The 17,662-nt window shown below is 70.9% G+C and carries 13 protein-coding genes; 6 read left to right on the plus strand and 7 right to left on the minus strand.

The genetic code is table 11. The annotated features are described in order from the left end of the window. Positions 1-278: 278 nt before the first annotated feature. Positions 279-2,849 (minus strand): aminopeptidase N, encoded by a 2,571-nt coding sequence (pepN, locus tag ACY34K_RS07430; protein WP_462745032.1) that lies wholly within the window; start codon positions 2,847-2,849, stop codon positions 279-281. A 168-nt stretch (positions 2,850-3,017) separates the two neighbouring features. Between pepN (ACY34K_RS07430) and ACY34K_RS07435 the strand changes: the two genes are divergently transcribed. After that, the gene (locus ACY34K_RS07435) at positions 3,018-3,524 is read left to right on the plus strand and encodes a DUF1203 domain-containing protein (RefSeq protein ID WP_462745034.1); all 507 of its coding nucleotides are present in this window, start codon (positions 3,018-3,020) and stop codon (positions 3,522-3,524) included. Here the strand turns inward: ACY34K_RS07435 and ACY34K_RS07440 are convergent. The 3 genes from ACY34K_RS07440 to ACY34K_RS07450 all read right to left on the minus strand — a co-directional run bounded on the left by ACY34K_RS07440 (position 3,514) and on the right by ACY34K_RS07450 (position 8,791). Further along, a complete protein-coding gene (locus tag ACY34K_RS07440) occupies positions 3,514-4,542 on the minus strand; it encodes an aspartate-semialdehyde dehydrogenase (RefSeq protein ID WP_462745036.1) in 1,029 nt (342 codons plus the stop codon). The two genes, ACY34K_RS07435 and ACY34K_RS07440, sit on opposite strands and share 11 nt — an antisense overlap. Before the next feature lie 175 nt (positions 4,543-4,717). Next, entirely contained in the window at positions 4,718-8,038 is a 3,321-nt protein-coding gene (locus tag ACY34K_RS07445; RefSeq protein WP_462745486.1) for a S8 family serine peptidase, read from the minus strand. 210 nt (positions 8,039-8,248) lie between these two features. Then, positions 8,249-8,791 carry a CGNR zinc finger domain-containing protein gene (locus ACY34K_RS07450; protein WP_462745038.1) on the minus strand — a complete coding sequence of 181 codons (543 nt, stop codon included), beginning with the start codon at positions 8,789-8,791 and terminating at the stop codon, positions 8,249-8,251. Between the two features lie 124 nt (positions 8,792-8,915). Between ACY34K_RS07450 and ACY34K_RS07455 the strand changes: the two genes are divergently transcribed. The 4 genes from ACY34K_RS07455 to ACY34K_RS07470 all read left to right on the plus strand — a co-directional run bounded on the left by ACY34K_RS07455 (position 8,916) and on the right by ACY34K_RS07470 (position 12,195). Beyond that, positions 8,916-9,395, plus strand: coding sequence for a VOC family protein (locus tag ACY34K_RS07455; protein ID WP_462745040.1), 480 nt, complete (start codon positions 8,916-8,918; stop codon positions 9,393-9,395). A gap of 194 nt (positions 9,396-9,589) precedes the next feature. Then, a complete protein-coding gene (locus ACY34K_RS07460; protein ID WP_462745042.1) occupies positions 9,590-10,477 on the plus strand; it encodes a pyridoxamine 5'-phosphate oxidase family protein in 888 nt (295 codons plus the stop codon). Positions 10,478-10,506: 29 nt separating this feature from the next. Continuing rightward, positions 10,507-10,962 (plus strand): NUDIX hydrolase, encoded by a 456-nt coding sequence (locus ACY34K_RS07465; protein ID WP_462745044.1) that lies wholly within the window; start codon positions 10,507-10,509, stop codon positions 10,960-10,962. A 90-nt stretch (positions 10,963-11,052) separates the two neighbouring features. Further along, positions 11,053-12,195 carry a serine hydrolase domain-containing protein gene (locus tag ACY34K_RS07470; protein ID WP_462745046.1) on the plus strand — a complete coding sequence of 381 codons (1,143 nt, stop codon included), beginning with the start codon at positions 11,053-11,055 and terminating at the stop codon, positions 12,193-12,195. A 62-nt stretch (positions 12,196-12,257) separates the two neighbouring features. On the opposite strand, the gene ACY34K_RS07475 is transcribed toward ACY34K_RS07470, so the two are convergent. Both ACY34K_RS07475 and pepN (ACY34K_RS07480) read right to left on the minus strand, forming a co-directional pair. Then, on the minus strand, positions 12,258-13,265 hold the full coding sequence (locus tag ACY34K_RS07475) for a hypothetical protein (RefSeq protein ID WP_462745048.1): 1,008 nt from the start codon (positions 13,263-13,265) through the stop codon (positions 12,258-12,260). Positions 13,266-13,521: 256 nt separating this feature from the next. Further along, positions 13,522-16,068, minus strand: a complete 2,547-nt coding sequence (gene pepN, locus ACY34K_RS07480) for an aminopeptidase N (protein ID WP_462745050.1) — start codon at positions 16,066-16,068, stop codon at positions 13,522-13,524. A 152-nt stretch (positions 16,069-16,220) separates the two neighbouring features. On the opposite strand from pepN (ACY34K_RS07480), the gene ACY34K_RS07485 reads away from it, so the two are divergent. After that, positions 16,221-16,862: a mycothiol-dependent nitroreductase Rv2466c family protein gene (locus tag ACY34K_RS07485; protein WP_462745052.1), complete on the plus strand. Its 642-nt coding sequence runs from the start codon at positions 16,221-16,223 to the stop codon at positions 16,860-16,862. A 123-nt stretch (positions 16,863-16,985) separates the two neighbouring features. Here ACY34K_RS07485 and ACY34K_RS07490 read toward each other — a convergent pair whose 3' ends face one another. Continuing rightward, positions 16,986-17,630 (minus strand): superoxide dismutase, encoded by a 645-nt coding sequence (locus ACY34K_RS07490; RefSeq protein ID WP_462745054.1) that lies wholly within the window; start codon positions 17,628-17,630, stop codon positions 16,986-16,988. Positions 17,631-17,662 lie beyond the last annotated feature (32 nt).

Raw genomic sequence — 17,662 nt, forward strand, 5'->3', positions numbered from 1 at the left:
CTGGCCACCATCCCCGCATCGCTTCAGCCGGACTGAACAGTTGATGAAGAAACTTCCGATGGACCTGACAGGTTCCCGATGGCGCCATAGCCCGCATGCGGCTGCACGGCTCCCTCACCGGGCCGGCACCGCGGCCCTCACCGCCCGGTACGCGGAGACCGGCACCGCGGCCCTCACCGCGCGGTACGCCCCCTCGTGACGCGCGGAAGCGGCGCCCCGCCCGGGGGCGCCGCTTCGACGAGTGAGCGGCGGCAGGCGCCTCGGAGGCGAACCGCGGCCTAAGAAGCGGCGTCCGCCGCCTGGGCCTTCAGCGCACGCTCGACGCCCGAGCGGGACTCGGAGACCAGGCGGCGCAGCGCCGCGTTCGGCTCCGCGCTCGCCAGCCAGGCGTCCGTCGTGTCCAGGGTCGCCTGCGAGACCTGCAGCGACGGGTAGAGGCCGACCGCGATCTGCTGGGCCATCTCGTGCGAGCGCGACTCCCACACGTCCTTGACCACGGCGAAGAACTTCTCCGTGTACGGGGCGAGCAGCTCGCGCTGGTCGGTCTGGACGAAGCCGCCGATCACCGCCTCCTGCACGGCGTTCGGGAGCTTGTCCGACTCCACGACCGAGGCCCATGCCTCGGCCTTGGCCTCCGGGGTCGGCCGGGCCGCGCGGGCGGTCGCCGCGTGGCGCTCGCCGGCCGCCGTCCTGTCCCGCTCGTACTCGGCGGCGATCTCCGCCTCGCCGAACCGGCCCGTCGCGGCCAGCCGCTCCACGAACGCCCACCGCAGTTCGGTGTCGACGGCGAGGCCCTCGAGCGTCTCGGTGCCGTCCAGCAGCGCGGCCAGCAGGTCGAGCTGGGCGTCCGTGCGGGCGGCGGCGGCGAACGCCCTGGCCCAGGCCAGCTGGTGGTCGCTGCCCGGAGCCGCGGCGCGCAGGTGCTCCAGCGCGGCCTCCGTCCAGCGCGCCAGCGCCGCCTCGCGCCGCTCCGGTGCCGCGTACAGGTCGAGCGCCAGCTTCACCTGGCGGTGCAGGGACTGCACCACACCGATGTCGGACTCCTTGGCGATGCCGGAGAGGACCAGGTCCAGGTACGCATGCGTGGCCAGCTCGCTGTCACGCGTCATGTCCCACGCCGACGCCCAGCACAGGGCGCGCGGGAGGGACTCGGTGAAGTCGCCGAGGTGCCGGGTGACGTTCTTCAGGGACTCCTCGTCGAGCCGGACCTTGGCGTACGACAGGTCGTCGTCGTTGAGCAGGACGACCGCCGGGCGGCGCTTGCCCACGAGCGCGTCCACCGCGGTGAGCTCGGCGGCGTCGATGTCCAGCTCGATGCGCTCCGTGCGGACCAGCTTGCCGGAGCCGTCCAGGTCGTACAGGCCGATCGCGATCCGGTGCGGCCGCAGCGTCGCCACGCCCTTGGCGCCGGTGGGCAGTGCCGGGGCCTCCTGGCGGACCGCGAAGGAGGTGATGACGCCGTCCGCGTCGGTGGCGATCTCCGGGCGCAGGATGTTGATGCCGGCCGTCTCCAGCCACGCCTTCGACCAGGTCTTCAGGTCACGGCCGGAGGTCTTCTCCAGCGCGCCCAGCAGGTCGGACAGACGGGTGTTCCCGAACGCGTGCGCCTTGAAGTACGCCTGCACGCCCTTGAAGAACTCGTCGATGCCCACGTAGGCCACGAGCTGCTTCAGCACGGAAGCGCCCTTGGCGTACGTGATGCCGTCGAAGTTGACCAGGACGTCGTCCAGGTCCCGGATCTCGGCCATGATCGGGTGCGTCGACGGGAGCTGGTCCTGCCGGTACGCCCAGGTCTTCATCTGGTTCGCGAACGTCGTCCACGCGTGCGGCCACCGCGACTCGGGGTGGTACGCCTGGCAGGCGATCGACGTGTACGTGGCGAACGACTCGTTCAGCCACAGGTCGTTCCACCACTCCATGGTCACGAGGTCGCCGAACCACATGTGCGCGAGCTCGTGCAGGATCGTCTCGGCGCGCACCTCGTAGGCCGCGTCCGTCACCTTCGACCGGAAGACGTACTGGTCGCGGATGGTCACCGCGCCCGCGTTCTCCATCGCGCCCGCGTTGAACTCGGGCACGAACAGCTGGTCGTACTTGGCGAACGGGTAGGCGTAGTCGAACTTCTCCTGCATCCACTCGAAGCCCTGGCGCGTCACGTCGAAGATCGCGTCCGCGTCGAGGAACTCGGCGAGCGAGGGACGGCAGTAGATGCCCAGCGGCACGGACTGCCCGTCCTTCTCGTACGTGCTGTGCACGCTGTGGTAGGGGCCGACGATGAGCGCGGTGATGTACGTGGAGATCCGCGGGGTCGGCTCGAAGACCCAGACGTCGCCCGACGGCTCGGGCGTGGGGGAGTTCGAGATCACCGTCCAGCCCGCCGGCGCCTTCACGGTGAACTGGAACGTTGCCTTCAGGTCGGGCTGCTCGAAGCTGGCGAAGACCCGCCGCGCGTCCGGCACCTCGAACTGGGTGTAGAGGTACGCCTGGTCGTCGACGGGGTCGACGAAGCGGTGCAGGCCCTCGCCCGAGTTCGTGTACGCGCAGTCCGCGACGACCTTCAGCTCGTTCGGCCCCCGGTGCAAATGCGACAGCGCGATCCGCGAGTCGCGGAAGACGGCCGCGACATCCAGCGGCTTGCCGTTCAGCACCACCTGGTGCACGGCCGGCGCCACCAGGTCGATGAACGTCGCCGCGTTGTCCTCGGCGGACTCGAAGCGCACGGTGGTCACGGACCGGAAGGTGCCGCCCTCCTGCGCGCCGCTCAGGTCGAGCTCGATCTGGTACGAGTCCACGCTCAGCAGCTTCGCCCGCTGCCGCGCCTCTTCACGGGTCAGGTTCGTGCCAGGCACCCGGTCATCTCCTCCGTTTGTGACGTTTGGTGACATCCTTCCACGCCAGGACCGTCGGGCCGCCCACGGTTGTGGACCGGCCTGCGGCGCGCCGGTCCACGAGCGGAAGGGGAACGTCATGGCCGAATTCCGCCGGACGAGGCACGGGAGCGCGCGCAACCTGGACGCATGAGGACCACGTACACGGCACGCCCCATCGCCCCCGCCGCCCTCGCACGGCTGAGGACGACCGACGACGCGGGACGGCCCTGCGCCCCGCACACGGATACGGAAGGAGGCGCACCGCTGCGCTGCTGTCTGCGGCTGTCGAGGGCGGGGGAGCGCATCGCGCTCGTCTCCTACGCCCCGCTGCGCCGGTGGGCCGCCGAGACCCGGGCGAAGCCCGGGGCCTACGACGAACAGGGGCCGGTCTTCATCCACGCGGAGGAGTGCGGGGGGCCGGCGGAGAGCGGCGGGTACCCGTTCACCCGTCCGGGCGCCCTGCGGGTCGTACGCCGCTACGACGCGGAGGGCAGAATCGTCGGCGGCCGCCTCCTGGAGATCCCGGAAGCGGCCGACCGTGTCGTCGAGGGGTTCGATCAGGCCCTCGCGGAAGCCTTCGCCGACCCGTCGGTCGCCCTGGTCCACCTCAGGGCCGTCGAGTACGGCTGCTTCCTCTTCGAGGTCAGGCCTTGAGCTCCTGGGCGACGAGCTCGGCGATCTGCACCGCGTTCAGCGCCGCGCCCTTGCGCAGGTTGTCGTTGGAGACGAAGAGCGCGAGGCCGTTGTCGACGGTCTCGTCCACGCGGATGCGGCCCACGTAGGAGACGTCCTTGCCGGCCGCCTGCAGCGGGGTCGGGATCTCGGACAGCTCGACGCCCTCCGCGTCCTTCAGCAGCTCATGGGCGCGCTCGACGCTGATGGGACGCTCGAACCGGGCGTTGACCTGGAGCGAGTGGCCGGAGAAGACCGGGACACGCACACAGGTGCCGGAGACCTTGAGCTCCGGGATCTCCAGGATCTTGCGGGACTCGTTGCGGAGCTTCTGCTCCTCGTCGGTCTCGAAGGAGCCGTCGTCGACGATCGCGCCGGCCAGCGGCAGCACGTTGAAGGCGATGGGGCGCTTGTAGACGCCGGGCTCCGGGTAGGCGACGGCCTCGCCGTCGTGGGTGAGCTCGGCGGCCCGCTCGGCGACGGCCTTGACCTGGCCGTCCAGCTCGGCGACGCCCGCGAGGCCGGAGCCGGAGACGGCCTGGTAGGTCGTGGCGACCAGGGAGGTCAGGCCGGCCTCCTGGTGGAGCGGCTTGAGCACTGGCATGGCGGCCATCGTGGTGCAGTTCGGGTTGGCGATGATCCCCTTCGGGCGGTCCTTGACCGCGTGGGGGTTCACCTCGGAGACGACCAGGGGCACCTCGGGGTCGCGGCGCCAGGCGGAGGAGTTGTCGATCACGACCGCGCCCTGCGAGGCGACCTTCTCGGCGAGCGCCCTGGAGGTGGCACCACCCGCGGAGAAGAGCACGATGTCCAGGCCGCTGTAGTCGGCGGTGGACGCGTCCTCGACGGTGACGTCCCGGCCCTGCCAGGTGATGACCGAGCCCGCGGACCGGGCGGAGGCGAACAGCCGCAGCTCGTCGACCGGGAAGTTCCGCTCGGCAAGGATGTTGCGCATGACCGTGCCGACCTGACCGGTGGCTCCGACGATTCCGACCTTCACGGGGACTCCTCCGTACGTACTTGCGGCCCTGGTGCCGCTCCATCATGCGTCTGTCCCGCCGCACCTTGTCCAATTCATTGTCCGCGAGGTGAGAAGGCGCACTCCCGGAACGTGAAGGGCGGGCGTCCCGCCGGACGCCCGCCCTCACTGTGCGTGATGCTGTGTTTCTTCGGTGCTACGGCGTGACCTTGCCGATCACGACGCTGCCGGTGCCCGCGGCGGTGCCCCGGGCGTTCTCCAGGCGCACCTCGCCGAAGAACTGCCGGCCCTCGGGGGCCGCGCCGTTCACCAGCACCTCGGCGGCGACCTGCGCGGTCGCTCCGTTCGCCAGCTGCACGGCCTTCGCCTCGTCGACCTTGACCGTGCCGAGCGAGGACGCGAAGTACACGTCCTTGTAGTCGTAGGTGGTGCCCTCGGCTGCCTGCACCGAGTAGCCGTCCACGACGATCCGGTACGTGCCCGCGGCGGGCTTCACCAGGGAGACCGCCTCCTCCGAGTCGCCGTCCGCGGACTGGCCGACCTGGGTGTCGCCCCGGAAGACCGTGAGGTCGAGGTCGGCGGCCTTGTCGGAGGTGTTGCCGATGGCGATGTCGAATCGCTCGACGCCCTCACCGATGACGACCTCGGTGATCTGCTGCTCGTGGTGCTTGATGGTCGGCTTGGCGACCTTGGCGGAGCCCAGGGAGCCGCCCTTCAGCTTGCCGTCGATGGCGGCGAAGCCGTTGGTGACCTTCCAGTCGACGGCGGTCGGGGTGCCGACCTTGGCCTCGGGAACGGTCTGGACGGCCGGGTCGAACGCGGCACCGAGAACCGTGACATCCAGCTTGTACGGGTTGTCCAGGTCCGGCGACGTGCGACGGGCCTCGACCTCGATCTCCCAGACACCCGGCGTCGGGTTCGCGTAGGAACGCACGTCGGGGCGGCAGGTGTTGGCCGGGTTGTAGTGCGGGTAGCAGGCGTTCGACGCGGTGGTGTCGACCGGGACGCCGTACGGGTGCAGGGCGATGAACCGGGTCTGGCTCTTCTCCTTCAGCCCGCTGAGCGCCACCTCCAGCGACTTGGCGCCCTGCGGCACGGTCACGAAGTACGACTTGTGGCTGTTGCGCTGAACCGAGCCGTTCGCCGCGTGGGTGAACGCGGGCTTGGTGAGCTCGTGCGAGACGACGACCGTGGAGAGGATCTGCTTGTCGATGCCCTCGGTGTCCTCGTCGTCGACCTCCAGAATGACGCTGTGCACGCCCGCCGAGCGCGGCTTGGCCGCGATCTTGACGGTGACGGGCTTGTTCAGCGGAAGGTCCACGTCGCCGTCGCCGACGATGCCGAAGGTGCCGTCGTTGTACTTGAGGTCCAGTTCGTGCTCGACCGCCCCCTTCGGGCCGGTCGTGCGCGTGATGGTGACGTCGTAGACCTTCTTCTGGCCGACCTTGAGGCCGCCCTGGCGGTCGTAGAGGCCGGCCCCGCTGTGCGGCGCCGGGAAGATCGCCGTGTCGACCGGGGCCTGCACCTTGTACTCGTGCGCGGTGGCCTCGTCCTCGATGGCGTTCCAGGCGTCGACGATGTCGATCAGACCGGAGCCCTGCTCGTGCGCGGCGACGCCCGGGATGCGGTGGGCGGTGCTGGTCAGCGCGGTGCGCAGGGTGAGCGGGGACAGCTCGATCTTCTCGCGCTTCGCCGCGGACAGCAGCAGCGCGGACGCGCCGGCCACCTGCGGAGAGGACATCGAGGTGCCGTTGAGCATGCCGTAGCCGGCGGGCAGGGCGTACCCGGCCTCGGCGACCGGCTGGCCGGCCTGCCAGGTCGGGACCGTGTTGATCGACGAACCCGGCGCGGAGATGACCGGGGTGAAGCCGCCGTCCTCACGCGGGCCGCGGGAGGAGAAGGGGAACATGGCGTACTTCTTCTCGACCGCGGAGCCGTAGTTGGCGGCCCAGGTCTCCTTGGAGATCGCGGCGCCGACGGAGATGACCTTGTCCGCCAGGCCGGGGTCGCCGATGGTGTTGATGCCGGGGCCCGAGTTGCCGGCCGAGAGGACCAGCTGGACGCCGGTGCGGTCGATCAGGTCCGCGTAGAGGCGGGCCCGGGCGTTGTCGCCGTCGTTCTGCGCCGGCAGGCCGCCGATCGACATGTTGACGATGTCGACCCCGCGGTTCTCGACGAGGTCGATCATGCCCTCGGTGAGCGCGATGTTGGTGCAGCCGCCGCTCCAGGCGCAGGCCCGGGAGGAGACGAGCTTGGCGCCGGGCGCCGCACCGTTCATCTTCCCGCCGAACAGGCTGTGGGCGGCGGTGATGCCGGCGACGTGCGTGCCGTGCGAGGACTCGACGATGCCGACGTTGACGAAGTCGGCCTTCTTGCCCGCCCAGTCGCCGCCCAGCGGCGTCATGTCGACGTCCTTGCGGATCTCGACGACGAACGGCGTGCGCTCGGCGACGTCGGTGGACGGGTCGTCCGTGCCGAAGTAGCCGATCTGGTGGCCGTTCTTGTACGGCTTCATCGGCGCGTTGTCGGTGAAGTCGTTGTTGCCGTCGGTGTCCACGCGGACGGTCCCGGCGGCCGGGTCGTACAGCAGACCGAACCGGTCGGTGGTGTCACCGTCCCGGTTGATGTCGCCGGCCGGGTCGCCCCCCGCGGTGATCGACTCGGAGAAGCGGCTGAACTGGTAGTCGCCCGCGGGCGCCTTCCAGGTCTGCTGCACGGCGGTGAAGACCGGCCCGGCGACCGGGCTGATCTGGGCGCGCCAGGTGCCGTCCCCGTCGGTCAGCGGGTCGGTCGCGGTCACCCAGTCGACGATCTTGCGCTCGCCGGTGGTGGTCTTCTGCAGCGCCGGGTGGGCGAGGTCGACACCCGAGTCGAGGATGCCGATGGTCACGCCGCGGCCGTCGGCCTTGGGGTGCTCCTTGACGAACTCGACCGCACCCGTCTCGAAGGACGGGTTGTACGGGTTCTTCGCCGGGGTGGTCTTGCCGGGCGCCGGATAGGTGGCGGCGGTGCCGGCGGAGCGCGCGACGTCCTTGGTGCCGGCGTCCGGCCGCGGGTCGTCCAGCAGGATCTCGTGCCTGAGGTCGATGGCCTTGACCGAGGGCAGGGCGGCCGCCGCGTCCAGCGCGGCCTCCGCCTTGCCGGTGGGCAGGGTGGCCCGAACGTAGCCGAGTTTGTCGTACGTCCGGCCGACCGAGGCGCCTTCGACGGCGTCGAGGCGCTCGGCGACCTGCTCCGTCTGACCCGGGGTGGTGGCGATCATGACGGTGACGTTCTTCTCGCCGGTCGCCTCGGCCTCGGCCAGCCGCTGGGCGTCGACGGCGCCGAGCTTGTCGGCCGTGTCCGCCGACTTCACCGGGGGGGTCGTGCCGGCCGGGTCGTCGGCGGCGAAGACCGGGACGGTGCCGGCCGCGACGAGGGCGGCGGCGAGGCCCGCGGCGGCGGCCACGCGGGCCGCCCGTCTGTGCCCGGGGGTCGAGCGCCCTGATATGGAGCTCTGGGATTCGGGGGTGGTCATCAGCATCCCTGTGAGTGAAAGAGACGGTCCGGATTTCGGTGCCGGATGACCGCTCACCCTTCCGCAACTGACAGGGGTTTGTGGAGGGTTGCCCAAAGCGGGATGTGGTCATGGCGTACATCCGCCACCGCGGGATGTGCGCCATGGAGAACAAACCGGTGATTACCGGCTGTGGACAACCGCTTCCACGACAGTGACCTGCTTGGGCTTTCAACTTTCCTTCGCGCGGGCGTAATGGCGGGACGCCTTCGCGCGGTTCCCGCACACCGCCATGGAGCACCAGCGACGGGTGCCGTTCCGTGAGGTGTCGAAGAAGTGCAGCACGCACGCCTCGTGGGCGCAGGCGCGGATGCGGTCCGGCGCGGTGCGCAGCAGATCGAGGTAGTCGCGTGCGGCGGTCCAGGCCGGCCCCCATGACGGGTCGCCGAACTCCGCCTCCTCGCCGGGGCCTTCGGCGGTGAGGGTGGCCCTGATCCGGCCCCGGTCGAGGACCGCGTTCAGCCGGGCGGCCGCGGTCCGGTCGCCGGGCTCGTCGACGACGGCGGCCAGCGCGTCGCGGGCGGTGAGCAGATACTCCAGCGTCCGGGCGTCGGCGGCGAAGCGGCCGTCCAGGTCATTGCTCACGAGCCAGACGCGCAGCCCGGCGGTGTCGGTGAGCAGGTCCTGCGGTGCGCCGTCGTGCATCCAGCGGGTGTTGAGCAGATCGAGGGAGACCGGCTCGCCGGTGAGCGGGCGCGGGTCGGCGGTGGTCATCTCGTCGGTCTCCCTGGTGCTCCGACCGTCACTAACCCCTCAAGAGTACGTGACCGGTTGACTCCTCCTCACCTAACCCCTAAAGTTGAGTTAACAGGTTAGATCCTTTCAAGAGGGGTACGCCATGAGCGCGCTGCGCACCGGACATATCGGCCTGAACGTCTCCGACATCGACAGGTCCCTCGCCTTCTACGGCGACGTCCTCGGCTTCGCCGTGCTCGGCGAGGGCAAGGAGGACGCCCCCCACGGCCCCGCGGGCACCGGAGGCGCTCCCAGGCGGTACGCCTTCCTCGGCCGGGACGGCACTCTCGTCCTCACCCTCTGGGAGCAGGCCGACGGCCCGTACGCCCCGTCCCTCGCCGGACTCCACCACCTCGCCTTCGAGGCCGGCTCCATGGACGAGGTCAAGGCCGCCGAAGCCGCACTGAAGGCACACGGCACGGACTTCGCCCACGACGGCGTCGTCGCCCACCGCGAAGGCGCGGCCTCCGGCGGGATCTTCTTCCACGACCCGGACGGCACCCGGCTGGAGATCTACGCCCCGGCCGGCGCCGAGGACGCCCCCGCCCCCCACGAGTCGGCGCCCACCTGCGGCTTCTTCTAGGGCGTGTGGCGAAAGTCCCGTCCGGCCGGGAACGCCCGGCACGCACGCTCGTACACACCAGACGCCCCCGGCCCCGCCCTCCGGGCGGACGACGCCACTTTCGAAACACGCCCCAGAACCCACCCCGACAGCCCCCGGCGCCGGCCGACCCGGGCCCGGCGGGCCCCGTCCGACCCGACCCAGGAGGCGAGGCCATGAACGGCCCCGGCACCCCGTACCACCACGGATCGCTCGCGGTGCAGACCCGTGTCGGCGTCCGCGACCTCGCCGACCACGTCGGCCGCTCCGTCGGCGACGGCATCCGCCCGGTCGCGGCCGCCTTCCTGGAGCTCCAGCCCATGCTGGTGATCGGCGCCGCCGACAGCGGCGGCCGCGTCTGGAGCTCCCTGCTCACCGGCCGGCCCGGCTTCGTCCGGGCAACCGGGCCGCACGCGGTGTCGGTGGCCGGCGGCGTACCGGACGGCGACCCGCTCGCGGACGTCCTCACGAGCGGGGCGCCCGTCCCCGTCGGCACCCTCGCCCTCGACCCGCGTACCCGCCGCCGCATGCGGCTGGGCGGCACCGCCCGGCCCAGCCCGCGCGGCCTCGCGATCGAGGCGGGACGGGTCTTCTCCAACTGCCCCAAGTACCTGCAGAAGCGGCAGCTGCTCGCACCCGGCACGACTGCCACGGCCGGTGCCGTGCGGCGCGGCGGGCACCTCACCCCCGACCAGGAGGAGTTCCTCCGCGCCGCCGACACCTTCTTCATCGCGACCGTCGCCCCCGACGGCGCCGACGCCAGCCACCGCGGCGGCAACCCCGGCTTCGTGACGGTCACCTCACCCACCGAGCTGAGCTGGCCCGACTACCAGGGCAACGCCATGTTCCTCACCCTCGGCAACCTGGTGGCCGACGCCCGCGCCGGGCTCCTCTTCCTCGACTGGACCACCGGTACCACCCTCCAGCTCAGCGGCACCGCCCGGACCGAATTCGGCCGTTCCGGCCGCACCGTCCACTTCACCGTCGACCGGGTGGTGGAGAGCGTGTCGGCGAGCCCCCTGCGCTGGTCCGCCCCCGAGTACTCCCCGGCCAACCCCGCCTGACCCGGCGCCGCCCTGTCTAACCTCATTGCATGAACCAGAGGTTGAGAGTGGCGGCGTACGCCGTGTGCGTACAGGACGAACGGATACTGCTGGCCCGGGGCACCGCAGCCGACGGCACCAAGGAATGGACCCTGCCCGGCGGCGGCATGGACCACGGGGAGGACCCTCTCGACACCGTCGTGCGCGAGGTCGAGGAGGAGACCGGCTACACCGCCGAGATGACCGCCCTCCTCGGCGTCGACTCCATCCGCCGCCACTACCCCCGCAGACTCGGCGCCGACACCGACTTCCACGCCCTGCGCATCCTCTACGAGGGCCGGATCACCGGCGGTGAACTGCGCGCCGAGACGGGCGGCTCCACCGACCTGGCCGCCTGGCACCCCCTGGACGAGGTCCCCTCACTCGCGCGCGTCGGACTCGTCGACACCGCCCTGCGACTCTGGCGCGAACGGCCCCCGGCGGGCCGTGCCGCGCAGGGCGGCTGAATCCGGCTCAACCCGCGCACCCCCGAGCAACTCCCCCCGCACCGGGGGAGTCATGCCCGGCGACCGAATCGCCGAGCGAGGGGAACGCACATGTCAATACGGACTGCGATGACGGCGGCTGTCGTGACGGCCGCCGCCCTCACCGCCGGGCTCGCCACGCCCGCGGCCGCCGGGGAGCGGACCGGCGGTCACGACAGAACCCAGGCCGCCGTCGAAGCCGTCGTCAGGGCCGGTGTGCCCGGCATGCTCGCCCAGGCACAGGATGCCCACGGCACCTGGAACGGCACGGCGGGGGTCGCCGACCGCACCACCGGCCGTGAGCGGCTGCCACAGGACCGCTACCGCGTCGGCTCCATCACCAAGCCGTTCGTCGCGACCGTCCTGCTGCAACTGGAGGCCGAGGGCCGGCTGGACATGGACGACACCGTGGACCGCTGGCTCCCCGGCGTCGTCCGCGGCAACGGCCACGACGGGCGCAGGGTCACCCTGCGCCGGCTGCTGAACCACACCAGCGGTATCTACGACGTCACCTCCGACGCGGGTTTCCGCCAGAAGGTGTTCGGCCCCGCCTTCCTCGAGCACCGCTACGACACCTGGACACCGCGCCGGCTGGTGGCGATCGCCATGCGGCACGAGCCCGAGTTCGCCCCCGGCACGGACTGGTCCTACTCCAACACCAACTACCTGCTGGCCGGCATGGTGATCGAGAAGGTGACCGGCCGGCCCTACGGCAAGGAGATCGAGCGCCGCATCCTGAAGCCGCTGAAGCTCCGCGCCACCAGCGTCCCCGGAACGGAGGTGCGGATGCCCGAGCCGAGCGGGCGGGCCTACTCGACGCTGGGAGCGACCGGTCCCGGCGCGCGGATCCACGACGTCACCGAGATGAACCCGTCCCTCGCCGGAGCTGCCGGCGAGATGATTTCGAACTCGGCTGATTTGCAGCGTTTCGTACGGGCCCTCCTCACCGGGAAACTGCTTCCACCGACGCAACTGAAGGAGATGACCGAAACGGTACCGATAGGTGAGGACGCGCCCGGGGCCCGATACGGCCTCGGTCTGATGGTGCAGAAGCTGGGCTGTGGCGAGGAGGTGTGGGGCCACAGCGGCGGTATCCACGGCTCCGGCTCGGGCATGATGGCCACGCGGGACGGGAGCCACTCGCTGGCGACCAACGTCAACGGAGACTGGGCGGGTGACACCCAGGCGGTCGTCGAGGCCGAGTTCTGCGGCTGAATCCACCTGCTGAGCGCCGAAGGCCGACGCGGCCCGGCGGGAGGAGATGACCCGCGGGGCGCTCAGCGGGGCAGCACGACCACATAGGCGGCCGGCGCGCGATCGCCGGCCGCCATCAGCGCCGTCCGCACCACGATCGCCTGCTGCTCCAGCGAGTCCCGCAGCTTCCTCGGCGTGATGTGCACGACGGTGATCCCGAGCCGCTCCAGATGCTCCCGCTTGCGGGTGTACTCGGTCCAGGCCGTGTCGTCGTCCTGGCGCGGCGCACGCGTGTCGAGCTCCAGGGCGACGGCGTGATCGGGCCAGTACGCGTCCACACCGCCCAGGTGCGGACCGCCGGGCAGCCGCAGGTCCACGTTCCACAGCGGGTGGGGCAGCCGGTACGCCCGCACCATCTTGTACAGCCGGTCCTCGGCCAGCGCCCGGCCCTCGGCGAGCAGCGAGTCGACCGCGTCCACCACGTGGGGCCGTGACAGCAGCCTGGACCGGTTCAACTCCCGGACCACGGCCGCCGGTTCGCAGTGACCGCCGCGCACCGCCTCGGTCAGCAGCCGGCGCACCGCGTGCGCGTCGCTCAGCTGTCCGACGGCGTCGGCCAGGGCGCGGGCCACGGGGGCGACCGGCAGGCCGGTGACCGGCACCGGCTTCGGCAGTTCCTGGCCGCGCACGATGCGTACGAAGCCGGTGGACCGCAGCCGCCGCGTGCGACCCACGAGGACGTCGATCCGGTCCAGGGACGGCAGTGGGGGAGCGGTCGAGAACCGGTACAGCGCGAGCGCGGCGAGACCAGTGATCATCGCCTCCGGTGGCTGCCGGTCCGCGTACAGCAGCGCGGCGTGCAGCCGTTCCTCGCTGGTGGGAGGACCGGGATGCAGGAGGTACACCCCCGGCAGGAACTGCTGCCACGGACCACCGGGCCGGCACTGCGCGTCGACCTCGGCGACCGACACCCCGTGCGTCCGCAGCTGTGTGGCCGAGAGTACCCGCCGCCGCACGTCCGAGAGGTGGGACAGCGGGAGGGGGGAGAGCGGGGTGGGGGTGTCCCCGCCACAGGTAGGGGAATTGTTCATGCCTCGGGAGTTCCCGCCAACTGCGGTCTCCCTAACCGCTGTTACAGATCCGTCGACAATCCGGGACAACCCCGTCCTAAAGTACGGACGTTCGATAGCCGATCAGGGCCTCGCCGCGGGCCGGACCGCGTCGCTCCCCGAGCCGCCGACCTGCGGCAACGGTGGCCCGGTCGGCCGGACGCCCGCGGTGAGGAGCCACCGTGCGAGGGGGCCGGGCGCACGCCCGGCCCCCGCCGTCGGCCCCCGCGGCGGCCCGTCAGCCCGCCTGCGCGTCGCAGGCCTGGGCCCGCAGGGCGCGGGCCAGGTCGTCGCGCGCCTCCAGCACCAGCCGGCGCAGGGCCGGGGCCGAGGACTCGTGCGCGGCGAGCCACGCGTCCGTCGCCTCCAGCGTCGCCGGGCCGTCCTGCAGATCCGGGAACAGCCCCCGCACCACGTCCATCCCGATCTGGATGGAACGGTCCCGCCACACCCGCTCGATCGCCTCGAAGTACTTCGGCGCGTACGGCGCGATCAGGTCACGCTGCGACGGCTGGGCGAAGCCCGCGATCGTCGCCTCGACGAGTGCGTTCGACAGCGCGTCCGACTCCACCACCTGTGCCCAGGCCTGGGCCTTGACCGCGGCCGACGGCCGGGACGCCAGGCAGCGCACCTGGTGGCGCTTGCCCGACGCCGTGTCGTCGCGGGCCAGTTCGGCCCCGATCACCGACTCGTCCGCCCGGCCGTGCGCCGCCAGCGGCCCCAGGAACGACCAGCGCAGTTCCTGGTCGACCTCCAGGCCGTCGACCTTCTCCCGTCCGTCCAGCAGGGCCTCCAGCAGCCGGAAGTCCTCCTCCGACGCCGCCGTCGACGCGAAGAACCGCGCCCACGTCAGCTGCTGCTCGCTGCCCGGCTCGGCCTGCCGCAACTGCTGCCGCGCCGAGGCCGCGACCGCCTTTGCCCCCTCCTCGCGCCACGCCGGGGCCGCGTAGTGGACCCGGGCCGCCTGGATCCAGGCGTGCACCATCTGCAGGACACCGATGTCGGTCTCGCGGCCCGCGAACCGCAGCGCCAGGGTGATGAAGTCCCGCGCCGGCAGCAGCGCGTCACGCGTCATGTTCCACAGCGCCGACCAGCACAGCGCCCGCGCGAGCGGGTCGGTGATGTCACCGAGGTGCGCGCGCAGCACGGCCAGCGAGCCCGGGTCGAAGCGGATCTTGCAGTAGGTGAGGTCGTCGTCGTTGACCAGCACCAGCGCCGGACGCTCCTGGCCCGCGAGCTCCGTCACCACGGTCCGCTCACCGGTGATGTCGGCCTCGGCCCGGGCGTACCGCACCAGCTCGCCGTCCTGCAGCCGGTAGAGGCCGACCGCGGCCCGGTGCGGCCGGAGCACATCGCCGTCCTGGAGCACGGCGAGCTCCGCGACCCGGTCCTCCGCGTCGAACGTGACCGTCGGCGTCAGCGCGTTGACCCCGGACGTCTCCAGCCAGGACCGCGACCAGTCCTTCATGTCGCGGCCGGAGGTCTCCTCCAGCACCGACAGCAGATCACCCAGCCGCGTGTTGCCGTACGCGTTGCGCTTGAAGTACCGCCGGGCGCCCTCCAGGAACGCCTCCCGGCCCGCGTACGCCACCAGCTGCTTCAGGACCGCCGCGCCCTTGGCGTAGGTGATCCCGTCGAAGTTCAGCTTGGCGTCCTCCAGGTCACGGATGTCGGCCGTGATCGGATGTGTGGAGGGCAGCTGGTCCGCGCGGTAGGCCCACGCCTTGCGGTTGTTGGCGAAGGTCACCCAGCTGTTGGTGAACCGGGTCGCCTCGGCCAGCGAGAAGGACCCCATGAAGTCGGCGAAGGACTCCTTCAGCCACAGGTCGTCCCACCACTTCATGGTGACCAGGTCGCCGAACCACATGTGCGCCATCTCGTGCAGGATGACGTTCGCCCGGCGTTCGTACGCCGCCTGCGTCACCTTGCCCCGGTAGATGTACTCCTCCCGGAACGTCACCATGCCCGGGTTCTCCATCGCGCCGAGGTTGTACTCGGGCACGAAGGCCTGGTCGTACTTCCCGAACGGGTACGGGAAGTCGAAGTTGTCGTGGAAGAAGTCGAAGCCCTGCTTGGTGATCAGGAACACGTCGTCGGCGTCGAAGTGCCTGGCCAGCCCCTTGCGGCACATCGCGCCCAGCGGGATCTCCAGGTCACCCCGCCGGTAGGTGTCCGTCACATAGTGGTACGGGCCGGCCACCACACAGGTGATGTAGGTGGAGATCGGCTCGGTCTCGGCGAACCGCCAGACGCCCCCCTCCCGGGACTCCTCCACGCCGTTGCTCCACACCGTCCAGCCCTCGGGCGCCGTCACCTCGAAGCGGTACCGCGCCTTCAGGTCCGGCTGTTCGAAGTTGGCGAACACCCGCCGCGCGTCGGCCGGCTCGTACTGCGTGTAGAGGTAGACCTCGCCGTCCTCCGGGTCGACGAACCGGTGCATGCCCTCGCCGGTGCGGCTGTACACGCACTGCGCGTCCACCACCAGCACGTTCTCCTCGGCCAGCCCGTCCAGCCGGATCCGCTTGCCGTCGAAGGCGGCCGCCGGGTCCAGCTCCCGCCCGTTCAGCGTCACCGACGTCACCGACGGGGCGATCAGATCGACGAACGTGGACGAACCCGGTGCGATCCGGCGGAACCTGATCGTCGTCACCGACCGGAACGTCCGCTGCTCCGCCTCGCTCTCCCCGACGGCGGACCGCAGGTCGAGGGCGACCTCGTACGCGTCGACGGACAGCAGATCGGCCCGCTCTCGGGCCTCTTCGCGGGACAGGTTCTCACCGGGCACGGGCACTCCTTCGTGACTCGTTCGTACAGCAGCGATCCTCCCATGTGCCACTGACGCGCGGTATGCGGGAATGCCCTCGTCGACCCCTGGTGTTGCTGTTGTGGAGGCCCGGATGCGCCTCGACGCACGGCACCGTCCCGATGAGGAGAGAGATGTCCGAGAGCAGGACCACCGCCGACTTCTGGTTCGACCCGCTGTGCCCCTGGGCGTGGATGACCTCACGCTGGATGCTGGAGGTGGAGAAGGTCCGGCCGGTGGACGTGCGCTGGCACGTGATGAGCCTCGCCGTCCTGAACGAGGACAAGCTGGACCAGGTGTCGCCGGAGTACCGCGAGATGCTGGAGACCCACGCCTGGGGTCCGGTGCGCGTGGTCGTCGCCGCCCAGCAGCTGCACGGCGACGAGGTGGTCGGCGAGCTGTACACCGCGCTGGGCACCCGCTTCCACAACAAGGGTGAGGGGCCGACCGCCACGGCTGTCCGGGAAGCGCTGGAGGACGTCGGTCTTCCCGTCTCGCTCGCCGAGTACGCCGAGAAGGACACCTTCGACGCCGAGCTGCGTGCCTCGCACCACGAGGGCATCAGCAAGGTGGGCCAGGACGTCGGCACCCCGGTCATCGCCGTCCCCGGCCCGGACGGTGAACAAATCGCCTTCTTCGGCCCGGTCGTCACGCCCGCGCCCAGGGGCGAGGAGGCGGCCCGCCTCTGGGACGGCACCCTGCTGGTGGCGTCGGTCCCCGGCTTCTACGAGATCAAGCGCACCCGGACGCAGGGTCCGGACTTCAGCAACCTGTAAGCGCCGCCCGGGCACACAGACGGCCCTCCGCGAGTCCTGTCCTCGCGGAGGGCCGTCCTTCATCCGCCTGCCCGGTGAAGGTTGAGAAGACGATCACGAGCAGGGCGTCACGGGGTCACCCGGTCACGGGGCGATCAGCGGCGTGCGCTCCTTGGCCCGCGCGTACCGCTTGGCCACGTCCTGCCAGTTGACGACCTGCCACATGGCCTCGACGAAGTCCACCTTCTGGTTCTTGTACTGCAGGTAGAAGGCGTGCTCCCAGGCGTCGAAGACCAGGATCGGGACCGAGCCCTGACCGACGTTGCCCTGGTGGTCGTAGACCTGCTCGACGATGAGACGGCCGCTCACCGGCTCGTAGGCCAGCACGCCCCAGCCGGAGCCCTGGGTGGTCGCGGAGGCCTTGGACAGCTGGGTCCTGAACTTGGCGAAGGAGCCGAAGGACTCCGTGATCGCGTCCGCCAGCTCACCGACGCCGTCCGCGGCCAGCGGCTCGCCGCCGCCGCCGTTCTTGGTGCCGGTCATGTTGTGCCAGTAGATCGAGTGCAGGATGTGGCCGGACAGGTGGAAGGCGAGGTTCTTCTCCAGGCCGTTGATGGCGCCCCACTGCTCCTTGTCGCGCGCCTCCTCCAGCTGCTCGAGTGTGTCGTTCGCGCCCTTGACGTACGCCGCGTGGTGCTTGTCGTGGTGCAGCTCGATGATCTGCGGATTGATGACCGGGTCGAGCTCCGCGTAGTCGTACGGAAGTTCAGGAAGTGTGTAGATCGCCATGTCCGAGCCCTCCGACTGCTTATTGCAAATCC

The sequence above is a fragment of the Streptomyces sp. STAM6 genome (genome assembly GCF_054963715.1).